General features: G+C 62.6%; 9 protein-coding genes and 1 pseudogene. 1 reads left to right on the top strand and 9 read right to left on the bottom strand.

Features of this window, described 5'->3' with window-relative positions; translation table 11 throughout:
* A pseudogene (locus tag ACI8UR_RS01425) lies at nucleotides 1-103 on the top strand (IS5/IS1182 family transposase); the annotation flags it as partial.
* A 585-nt stretch (nucleotides 104-688) separates the two neighbouring features.
* On the opposite strand, the gene ACI8UR_RS01420 reads toward ACI8UR_RS01425, so the two are convergent.
* From ACI8UR_RS01420 to ACI8UR_RS01380, 9 genes are all read right to left on the bottom strand, one after another.
* Nucleotides 689-1,498, bottom strand: a complete 810-nt coding sequence (locus ACI8UR_RS01420) for an ATPase (protein ID WP_411714225.1) — start codon at nucleotides 1,496-1,498, stop codon at nucleotides 689-691.
* A complete protein-coding gene (locus ACI8UR_RS01415; RefSeq protein ID WP_411714224.1) occupies nucleotides 1,495-1,758 on the bottom strand; it encodes a DUF5827 family protein in 264 nt (87 codons plus the stop codon). Before ACI8UR_RS01415 ends, ACI8UR_RS01420 begins: the two co-directional genes overlap by 4 nt.
* Nucleotides 1,759-1,837: 79 nt before the next feature.
* Nucleotides 1,838-2,443, bottom strand: a complete 606-nt coding sequence (gene sod / locus ACI8UR_RS01410) for a superoxide dismutase (RefSeq protein ID WP_411714223.1) — start codon at nucleotides 2,441-2,443, stop codon at nucleotides 1,838-1,840.
* Between the two features lie 172 nt (nucleotides 2,444-2,615).
* Nucleotides 2,616-4,004, bottom strand: a complete 1,389-nt coding sequence (locus tag ACI8UR_RS01405; RefSeq protein ID WP_411714222.1) for a cryptochrome/photolyase family protein — start codon at nucleotides 4,002-4,004, stop codon at nucleotides 2,616-2,618.
* A gap of 65 nt (nucleotides 4,005-4,069) precedes the next feature.
* Nucleotides 4,070-4,834, bottom strand: coding sequence for a lysostaphin resistance A-like protein (locus tag ACI8UR_RS01400; protein WP_411714221.1), 765 nt, complete (start codon nucleotides 4,832-4,834; stop codon nucleotides 4,070-4,072).
* A 37-nt stretch (nucleotides 4,835-4,871) separates the two neighbouring features.
* Complete coding sequence (locus ACI8UR_RS01395) at nucleotides 4,872-5,066, bottom strand: hypothetical protein (RefSeq protein ID WP_411714220.1); 195 nt, start codon at nucleotides 5,064-5,066, stop codon at nucleotides 4,872-4,874.
* Between the two features lies 1 nt (nucleotide 5,067).
* Nucleotides 5,068-5,589 (bottom strand): Lrp/AsnC family transcriptional regulator, encoded by a 522-nt coding sequence (locus ACI8UR_RS01390; protein ID WP_411714219.1) that lies wholly within the window; start codon nucleotides 5,587-5,589, stop codon nucleotides 5,068-5,070.
* Between the two features lie 6 nt (nucleotides 5,590-5,595).
* Complete coding sequence (locus ACI8UR_RS01385; protein ID WP_411714218.1) at nucleotides 5,596-6,453, bottom strand: alpha/beta fold hydrolase; 858 nt, start codon at nucleotides 6,451-6,453, stop codon at nucleotides 5,596-5,598.
* Nucleotides 6,450-7,646 (bottom strand): acyl-CoA dehydrogenase family protein, encoded by a 1,197-nt coding sequence (locus tag ACI8UR_RS01380; protein ID WP_411714217.1) that lies wholly within the window; start codon nucleotides 7,644-7,646, stop codon nucleotides 6,450-6,452. The genes ACI8UR_RS01385 and ACI8UR_RS01380 overlap by 4 nt, the downstream gene beginning before the upstream one ends.
* Nucleotides 7,647-7,701 lie beyond the last annotated feature (55 nt).

Here is a 7,701-nt window from a genome sequence, read left to right as displayed (position 1 = left end):
CGCACGAACAGAAGTGTTCCTTGCATTGTGTCTCCGACTCGTCGTTGCAATCACCAACTTTGAGCGGGGCGATGACCCTGGCCGCGAGAAGCTCAAGCTATGAGATGGATTCTATGACAGGCTCCGTAATGGAAATCTATCGAGAGTAATGAATGAATTTCCTTTTTCTGAACCGCTCCCAAATCAGTGCGCGCATTGGCTTCGTGCAATCGTTGGATTGCACTTCTTCCCCGACGCCAACCACAGAACAGCGATGACAACATTGAATACTATATTCTCGCTCAATGACATAGAACGGATTTCATGGCGCAATAAACGCTACCGGACTGCTATTTTCAAATCCAAATTGATTCGACGCTTTGTGGTAGACGTTCGATTTGATAACCTGTGGTACGAGGATGAATTATTTCAGAACTGGCATAGATACTTTACAGAGATATTATACGATATTCCCGAGTATGAATATCCAAAGCCAGACTACCGAGATTTCGAGACGCTAATTAGTTAACTAGAAGAGTTGCCAGAATCCTTAGACGATTGTAACTGCACGTCACCCATATCGACGTAAGCGTCGTGGTTTTCGCGGTTGTCTTCTTTCAGGAGTGCCCGAGCTTTCCGTCCCATACTGATGGATACTGCCCTACACGTACTTAACGCTTGTTTCTATTAGGAGTGATCGTTCCGAGAATTAAATTACTGCCAGCAGTGCGTCGTAGGCGTCCTCGTAGGCATCGGCGACGACGCTGAGGTCGTCGCGTTCATCGCTCGACAGCGCCGCCAGCGTCACGGATTCACGCGGTTCGAGCAGCTCGATGACGTGTTCGACCCGTTCTTCGAGTCGGCCCTCGTGAGCGCTGCCACTTGCCACTTCGCAGGATTTGGCGTAGCGCTCGCCGTCGTAGATACGGCAGCGCCGTGGCTCGACCACCGCGACGGCGTCGGGAACGAACGCCGAGAGCGGGCGGGCGATATCGGAATACGATTCGACGATGGCCGAGTCGCGAGCGGTGATCGCGTCGCCGAGGTCGGCCAGTGCGGGCGCGTGCAGTTCCGCCATCAGGTCGTTGAGCTCCGGCAAAGTATCGACGACTGGTGCGTCCGAAAGCGGGAACGCCCGCTCGGCGGCCGGTGGCACCTCCACGTCGCCGTTGACGACGTAGTGTGTCGCTCCTTCGAGGGTCACTCTGTCCATAATGAACCGTCGGCCGTCGCGGCCGAGCGGGCCCTTCCCACGCCCCGGCGTCGGCAGCCACAGGCGGTGGACTGGGTTGATAGCCTCCGGTCGCACGTCGCCGGGCGAGGCGGCCGCGATGCGCTTTGCGTCCTTGCCGTAGAGTCGGCCGTTCTCGACCGCCCGGCGGTAATCGTCCTGGTCGTACCAGTAGCCGTTGCCGGCACGGGGTTTGTAGCCGCGGACGCCGACGCGGTCGATGAGGCCGGTCGTGAACGTCGTCTTGCCGGCGTCGACCTCGCTTGCGCCGCAGACGAGCAGTTTCATGCGAGGCCGTAGTAGCCCGGCTCGTCCTCGGCGTCGGGTTCAGCGAAGACGAACGCCTCACGGTGGTCGAGCATCCACGGAATCGCCCAATCGAGCAAGATGCTCTCGGTACCGGGGTCGAGTTCTCGCTCGGGGTCGAGCCCCTGCAGCATTTTTGCGATTTCGTACACCGTGTACATCTGCTCCTCCTCGAGCACTTCGTCGGGGTCGCGGAACTCGAAGGCCCGCAAATCGTCGAATTCCTCGCGTGGGCGTGGCATACGCGAAGCTACGCGAGGGGCCCTTTTGGCACTGACGGAGCGGCGCGTCGAAAAAACGCGACGGTGTGACTACGGCGCGTTACTGGCTCGTCGCCTTCTCGAACTGCTCTGCGACGTTGTCCCAATCGAGGACGTCGAAGACGTTGTCGATGAAGTCGCCGCGGTCGGGACCGTAGTCGTAGTAGTAGGAGTGCTCCCAGACGTCGAGCGCGAGGATGGGATGGCTGCCCCACAGCGCACCCTGGTCGTGCTTGTCGACGACGAGGTTGCGCAGCTGGTCTGCGACGGGGTCGTAGACGAGCAGCGCCCAGCCACCGGCGGCGCCGGCAGCGGCCTTGAACTCGCCCTTCCAGCCCTCGTAGGAGCCGAAGTCCTCCTCGATCTTGTCGGCGAGTGCGCCGGACGGCTCCCCACCACCGTTCGGGGTCATGTTCTCCCAGAACAGCGTGTGCAGGTAGTGACCGCTACCGTTGTGGGTCACGTTGCGAATGGCTGCGGGAGAGCCACCGAACTCGCCTGCCTCGCGGTTCTCCGCCAGGGTCTCCTCGGCCGATTCGAGGCCGTTGACGTAGCCCTGATGATGGGTGTCGTGATGCCACGTCATGACCTGCTCGGAGATGGACGGTTCGAGTGCGTCGTAGTCGTACGGAAGGGGCGGCAGTTCGGGGTTTGAATGTTCAGCCATTTATATCGTCCTCCAATTGTATCCTTCTGCTCGATAGCTGTTAAAAGTTCGCAAACCATTGTTAGCAACCCCCACGGAAATACCGGCCGAAAGCCCCGGGATTGTTCAGGGCTCGTCGCCGTTGCCACGCGCTGCCCGACCATCCTCTGCCCCGAACGTTTCCACCCGCCGGTCAGTCACTCTCGCCTCTCGCCCGCTCGAACATCGCAAGTGCCGTCTCACGACGTTCGCTGTGGTCGACAATCGGGTCGGGATACTCCGGCGCCGCGTTCGCCCGCTGTGTCCGCGAACACTCGTGCCACGAGTGGATGATTTCGGGGTCTGTCTTCCGCAGCTCCGGGACGTACTCCGTGATGTACGTGGCCTCGGGGTCGTAGCGTTCCCCCTGTGTCATCGGGTTGAAGATGCGGAAATACGGCTGGGCGTCCGTGCCCGTCGAGGCCGCCCACTGCCAGCCGCCGTTGTCGTTCGCGGTGTCATGGTCGACCAGCTGTGCCCGGAAGTGGTCATAGCCGTGCCGCCAGTCCACGAGCAGGTCTTTCGTCAGGAACGAGGCGGCAATCATCCGAACGCGGTTGTGCATGAACGCCTCCTGGCGAAGCTGACGCATCCCGGCGTCGACGATGGGATACCCCGTCTCGCCCCGTTTCCAGGCCTCGAGCAGCTCCGAGTCGTCCTCCCACTCGATGTCGTTGTCGTACGATTTGTAGTTCTCCGTGACCACCTCGGGATTGAAGTACAGAACGTGGGTGTAGAACTCCCGCCAGGCCAACTGCGAGCGGAACTCCTCGACGGACTCCTTGGCCTCGCCTTCCGCCGACGCGAGCGCCCCCCGGACGCGTTCGTCGACCGTCCGAATCCCGATGGTGCCGAACTTCAGGTGCGGTGAGAGCCGCGACGTGCACCCCTCGGCCGGGTAGTCGCGGGCGTCATCGTATCGGTACACATCGGTCGCGAGGAAGTCCTCCAGCTGCTCTCGGGCCGCTTCCGTGCCAGCTTCCGGAATGGCCGCTTCGGGAGCCTCGAAGCCGAGTTCATCGAGCGTCGGTATCGGCTCGTCGTCGGTGGCGTCCGCGAGGTCAGGAACCGCCCGCAGTGGCTCTTTCTCGCGGTCGCGCCACTTCTTCCAGAAGTAGGTGTACACCGAGTAGGGGTCGCCCTTGTTCGTCGTGATGGATCCGGGTTCGTGACAGATGGCGTCGTGGAATTTCTGTAGAATGATGTCGTCGGCTTTCAGTTCCTCGCTGACGTGGTCGTCGCGCCGCTGTGCCAGCCCGGAGTAATCACGGTTCCACGATACCACGTCCGCACCCTGTTCGTCAGCCAGCGCCGGGAGGACGGCGCCGGGGTCGCCGTGGCGAACGAAGAGGTCGCTTCCGCGCTCTCGGTAGCCGGCCCGAAGCTTCTCGAGGGCATCCAGCATGAACGCCACCCGCGGCGCCCCGGCGTGTTCGAGCACCACATCGTCGAAGACGAAGACGCCGGTGGGCGGCTCCGAGAGGTCTGCGAGGCCGCGATTGTCGGCGAGACGCAGGTCTCGCCGGTGCCAGTGGAGACGCATGGCCTGACACTCGCCCGGTTGGCGGGTAAATCTCCGGGTAGCACCACCGCCGTGCCGCTTCGGGCCTAGCCGAAGACGATCGACAGATACGCAAGCGAGAACAGCGTCGCGTTGTAGGCGCCGTGAATGAGCGACGGCACGACGATGTTATCCGTCAGCTCGTAGACGACGCCGAAGACGAGCCCGGGGAAAAACAGCATCACGATGGTCGTCGCCCGGCCGGATAGCGACCCGGCGAGGGCGGGGGCGTGGACGATTGCGAAGATGGCCGTCGCGATGGCGATTCCGGCCGGCGCGTCGAACGCTTCCCGGAGCCGGCTCTGGATGATGCCGCGGAACAGGAGTTCCTCGCCGGGCCCGATGACGACGAACGCGAGGACGATTAACACGAGGAACACTCGGGGGTCTTGCTGGCCGAGTTCGCCGACCCGGTTCTGGGCGGGTGTCAGGCTCAGAAGGAAGACGACGATGAAAATCATCGTGAACGCGGCCACGAAGGCGAGTACGTAGCCCGCTCCCGCGTACATCCAGCCTTCGAGGTCGGGCGTTCGCACGCCGATGTAGTCGAGCGAAGCGTCCCGGAAGCGAAGATACAGCGCTGCAAGCCCGAAGAAGGTGATTCCCTGTAACAGAAGCGTCGATAGTATCGTCGACGGGATGACAGAGAGTTCGATACCAAGCGCGGAAAGTGCCTCGCTAACGCCGAGGCCGAGCAGGCTGCCCCCGCCGAGTCCGGCGACGGCGAGCAGCACGGCCGTCAGCACGGCGAGGGCTGGCGCCGGCAGTCGCTCGGTGAGCTTCGCGATGGACGCCGAGAACGCATCGGACATACGCCCGGATACAGCCTGGGTGCCCCTAAAGCCACCCTTACTGCTTTCTGAAGAACCAGTAGAGGCCGGTCGCGATGAGTGGGACGGCGATGACAAGCGGGAGCGTCACCACGCTGGCGGCGCTTGCGCCGCCGAACTGGATGGCGAGCAACACACCGACGAAGACGATGGCGAGCATCGCAACCACGAGTGCGACCGTCCGAAATGGGTCGCTGTCGCCGTCTTCCGGCACGCTATTGCTCCGTTTCGTGCAGGCTTTCGAGTATTTCGGGGTCGGTGCGGAACTTCAAGACGTTGTGGACGATGGAGTTCCGGAGGTTATCGACCATCTCACCGTGTTCCTTGTAGAACTCGTGGATCCAGCTGGATTGGGCCCGGCGGTTCGGGAACATCATCACCGATTTCCACTGGTACTCCCCATCCGACAGGAAGTAAAACAGCGTGTTCGGCGAATCCCGGATGAACTCCATGGCGGGCCGCCAGCCGTCGTCGAAGTTCTCGGGGTTGAACTTGAACTCGAACAGCGCGAAGTGGAAGTACTCCTCGTTCGGGATGATAGCCTCGCGGAAGACGCCCTCCTCGCGCATGCCGCGAATCGACTCGGAGACGGTGACGTGTGAGACGTCGATGCCGTATTTGTCGTCGAGGATTCGCGCCAGGTCGCGCGAGGAGAGCTGTGGGTCACGCGAGAGCTCTCGGAGTACCAACACGTCACGCTCCTTGAACTCCCAATCAGGAGCACTACTCGATGCCATAGCCGGCTACTCACTCCCCCCTTTTGTGTCAGTTTCGGTCAAAAACTGCCGGAGTTCCTCCCGGTACGTCTCCGTCCGGTCTTCGACGACCCAGTGGAACGCGTCGTCGAGCTCGACGACTTTGCCGCCGACATCGTCGGCGAGTCGCTCGCCGTATTCGATGGGCTGCATCACGTCGTCTTTCGCCCACAGACAGAGCAGGTCGGCGTCGATGTCCTCGTAGGGAATCTCCATCGTGTGGTTCGTGTTCGTCGAGACGGCCGCGCGGGAGATGGCGCGTTTGCCACCCTCCCGAAGCCACGGCGCTTTCATCCCCTCGACGAACTCGGGGTCGGCCTCGCCGTAGGCGCCCTCCGCGAACGCGAAGTCGAGTTGGCCTTCGAACTCCTCGTCGTCCATCCCGGCGGTGTCGGGCAGGCCGAGGTTCACGATGAACTCGACGGGCCAGGAGTCATAGCAGACGATGTTCGAGGCGACGAACCGGTCGACGCGCTCGGGGCTGTGCGCCGCGAACCGGAGGGCAGCGCCGCCACCGATGTCGTGGGCGACGAGCGTCACTGTCTCCTGTCCGAGGCCGTCGAGCAGGTCTTCGAGCATCCCCTCTTGGGCGCGAATCGATCGGCCGAAGCCGTCGTGGCTCGCGGAGTTGCCGTAGCCGAGCAGGTCGGGGACGACGACGTGGTAGTCGTCTTCGAATTCTGGCGCGACGCCGCGCCAGAGGAACGACCACGTCGGAACCCCGTGGACGAACACGAGCGTCTCATCAGCGGGGTCACCACCCTCGTAGTAGGCGACCGAGAGGTCGTGCCCGTCAACCGTGACCGATGTCTCCGTCTGGGCCGCGCTCCACTCTTCGTGATTCATAGGACGCGGTCGGAGATGATGTTCTTCTGAATCTCGCTCGTGCCCTCGTAGATCTTCGTGATGCGGGCGTCACGGTAGATGCGCTCGACGGGGTGGTCAGAGACGTAGCCGGCGCCACCGTGTACCTGGATGGCCTCATCGGCGACATCGACGGCGTGCTCGGAGGCGAACAGCTTCGCCATCGATGCCAGGCGGACGGCGGTGTCGTCTTTGTCCTCATCGACGTGGGAGGCCGCGCGGTAGGTGAGCGAGCGGGCGGCCTCGACGTTCGTCGCCATCTCGGCGACCTTGTGCTCGATGGCCTGGAACTCCTTGATTTTCTGGCCGAACTGCTCGCGGTCGTTGGCGTAGTCGACGGCGGCGTCGAGTGCGCCCTGGGCGGCGCCGACGGCCTGGGCCGCGACGCTCGTTCGACCGGAGGCGAAGAAGTCCATGAGCTGGTAGAAGCCCTCGTTCTTCTCGCCGATGATGTTCTCCTCGGGAACGCGGACATCGTCGATGACGACCTCCGCGAGGTCGGAGGCACGGATACCGAGCTTGTTGTCGATCTTCGTCGGCTTGAACCCGTCCGAATCCGTGGGGACGAGGAATGCCGTGATGCCGCGGTGTGGCGGCTCCGCGTCGGGGTCGGTTTTCGTCATCACGACCGCGACATCGGCGACCGTCCCGTTCGTGATCCACATCTTGTTGCCGTCGAGGACGTACTCGTCGCCGTCCTGCGTCGCCTCGGTCGACGCGGGGCTCGCCGAGCCGTGCTCGGCGGTGTCCTTCTCGGCGACCGTCTCGATGCCGGCGACGTTCGAACCGTGGGCCGGCTCGGAGATGCAGGAACAGGACGCGGATTCGCCGTTCGCGATGCGCGGCAGCCATTCCTCTTTCATCCACTCGTCACCGTACTCCATAATCATCGAGGAGCCGAAGCCGGCCGAGCCGATGGCCGAGCCGATGCCGGGGTCGGCACGCCACAGTTCCTCGGTGACGATGGTTCGTGAGATTGCATCCATCCCAGCACCGCCGTATTCGAGCGGGATGTGCGGGGAGACGAAATCCAGTTCCGCCGCCTTCCGCCGAAGCTCTTCGGGATACTCCTGGGTTTCATCGTGCTCGCGCGCGACGGGTTTGATCTCTTCGTCGCCGAACTCGCGGACGGCTTCGCGGATCGCCTCGTGTTCCGCGGACAGTTTGAACGTCATACGCGGCACGTAGGCTTCCGCTGAAAAATAGATTGTCCCTGAAATCGAACAGCGT

It is taken from the genome of Natronomonas sp., assembly GCF_047616845.1.
Taxonomy (GTDB): Archaea; Halobacteriota; Halobacteria; order Halobacteriales; family Haloarculaceae; genus Natronomonas.
This window is presented reverse-complemented; position numbering and strand designations above follow the sequence as displayed.